A 2601-nucleotide genomic window follows, 5' to 3' on the forward strand; every position below is an offset into this window, starting at 1 on the left:
TGTAAACGGTAATTACAAATACATAGAATTTGGTAAATAAGAATACATAGAATTTGGCAACAATAGTACATAGTTAAAGCTCATTGGGGCATGCCCCAATGAGCTAAATTACTGGCTAATCACAACCAGTAAAATATGAACTATTACTTAAACAAATTTATGACTTATTACGAGATTCACCGAATGTCACTCGAGGGACATTCGGTCACCCAGATTAGCAATCATTTAGGCCTTAATTGGAGGACGGTGAAGAAGTATCTTTCCATGGACGAGAAGGAGTATGAGGAATTCCTCATTAAAGGCTCCCAGAAAAAGAAACTTCTTTCTCCTTATGAAGATTTTGTCAGATCTAAATTAGAGGTTTACCAGGATACCCCTGCAGCGCAGATGCATGATTGGCTAAAAGAATATGATGCAGACTTTCCCAAGGTATCACCAAAGACGGTATTCAACTTTATGCAATGGGTCAGGACCAAACATAACCTGCCCCACATTGAGCTATACCGGCAGTACGGGATGATCGAAGAGCTGCCTTACGGGAAACAGGCACAGGTAGATTTTGGGGAATATAATATGCGCAGTAGTACCGGTTATCGGGTGAAGGTATTTTTTTTCACCATGATCCTTTCACGTTCCCGGTTTAAATACGTGTGGTTTACCGACAGGTATTTCACCTCGGAACTGGCCATCATAGCTCATGAGAAGGCTTTTGAATATATAGGGGGAGTTCCCGATGAAATTGTTTATGATCAGGATAAAGTATTCATAGTAAGTGAGAACGGTGGGGATATTATACTCACCGATGGTTTCCGTAGCTACACCAGGGGGCAGTCCTTTACACTTCACTTTTGTCGTAAAGCAGATCCCCAGAGCAAGGGCAAGGTCGAAAATGTAGTAAAGTATGTAAAGCAAAATTTTCTTTACAATAGAACCTATCATAACATAGAGACCCTGAACGATGAAGTGTTGGGATGGATGGGCAGAACGGCCAATATCATGCCCCACGGAATCACAAAAAAAGAACCCTTTCGGGAAAAGACCATAGAACAAGCTTTTCTAAAACCTTATGTTCCCCAAACGATAAAGCCCACACCAGTGACCTATGCAGTGAGAAAGGATAATACCATCTCATATAAAGGAAATTTTTATTCCCTTCCCTTGGGCACCTTTAAAGGTAAATCTACACAAGTGGGCGTGCACATTAAAGATACTCTTTTGATCATTGCCGATTCGAAAGATGATAAGGAGATATGCCGTCACCAGATTCCGGCAGGCAAAGGAAATAAAGTCCTTAATAACAATCATAAGCGAGATAAATCGGAGGCTATAAAGCAAATGCTGGAGCAGGTGGCAGCGCTCTTCCATGATCAGGAAAAAGCTTTACAGTGGCTTCAAATGATCCGGTTGGATAAGCCCCGGTACATCCGGGACCAATTGCTTATCATTAGAAATGCTATTAAGGAAAAGGAGCCCCAACAAGTAGAAAGGGCACTGGACTATTGCATGGAGCATAGCATCTCCCGGGCTACGGACTTCAGAAGCATCCTGGATCTGCCATCACAGCAGGAAACACCGCAGGAGAAAGTGGTACGCTTAAACCCGCTCAGTGGAAAGGCTCCCGACAATGCCAGGATCATCCCCAATAAAAGCGATATCCAGGATTACCAAAGACTGCTGTCAAATAAAAAAACAAAAAAATAGTACTAACTGCCATCGGTCCGTTTTAAGGCCGGTGGCTTAAATATTAATATTTATGGAGCACACTGAAGAAATTTTAAACTATTGCCGTCAATTAAGAATTGGGGGGATAGCAGACCGGTTCAATGAAATCGTGGAAAAATCCGAAAGCAATAGCATAGGATACCTAGAATTCACTCTGGAACTTTTGAGGGCGGAAGCAGCACATCGCCAACATAACGATGTAAAAAGAAGAAGAAAGCTGGCAGGATTGCCCAGAAAGAGTGACCTGGATGGCTATGACCATAGCTTTGAAAACGGAATGTCCAAGACCAGGATCAACCAACTCCGGGAACTTAACTGGTTGGACCAGGGATATAATCTGATGTTGATGGGGCCTTCCGGGGTCGGAAAAACTATGTTGGCCGGTGGCCTTTGTGCAGATGCCATTGAAAAAGGCTATAAGGCTTACTTCAGAACTATGGAAGAACTGGTGAACGTTCTGAAACTAAAAGAGGTTACCCGGTCCGCCCTGGCAGATTACAAGCGCCTTATAAAGGCAGATCTCATCATTATTGATGATATTATGCTGTTCCCAATGGAAAAAAACATGGCACTGGCCTTGTTCAACTTTATCAACCAGGTTTATGAAAATACCTGTTTTATTATAACAACCAATAAGATGGCCACGGACTGGGCTAAAATGTTGGATGATGAAGTGCTGGCAACCGCACTTTTGGACCGATTATTATTCCGTTGTGAAGTGATAAATCTCAGTGGAAAAAGTTACCGGTTAAAGAATAGAAAAACTTTTTTTGATAATGAAAATTAATCAATGTACTTTTAAATAATTGTGTACTCTTGTTGCCAAAAACTCTGTACTCCAAGTTACCAATCATTGTGTATTGTTACTTACCGACTACA

At 41.7% G+C, this 2601-nt stretch carries 2 protein-coding genes; both read left to right on the forward strand.

Going from position 1 to position 2601, the window contains the following annotated elements:
• Positions 1–135 precede the first annotated feature (135 nt).
• Positions 136–1701 (forward strand): IS21 family transposase, encoded by a 1566-nt coding sequence (gene istA / locus HCG49_RS18330; RefSeq protein WP_168470931.1) that lies wholly within the window; start codon positions 136–138, stop codon positions 1699–1701.
• 52 nt (positions 1702–1753) lie between these two features.
• Positions 1754–2509: an IS21-like element helper ATPase IstB gene (istB, locus tag HCG49_RS18335; protein WP_168470932.1), complete on the forward strand. Its 756-nt coding sequence runs from the start codon at positions 1754–1756 to the stop codon at positions 2507–2509.
• Positions 2510–2601: the final 92 nt, after the last annotated feature.

The sequence above is a fragment of the Arenibacter sp. 6A1 genome (assembly GCF_012272855.1).
GTDB lineage: Bacteria > Bacteroidota > Bacteroidia > Flavobacteriales > Flavobacteriaceae > Arenibacter.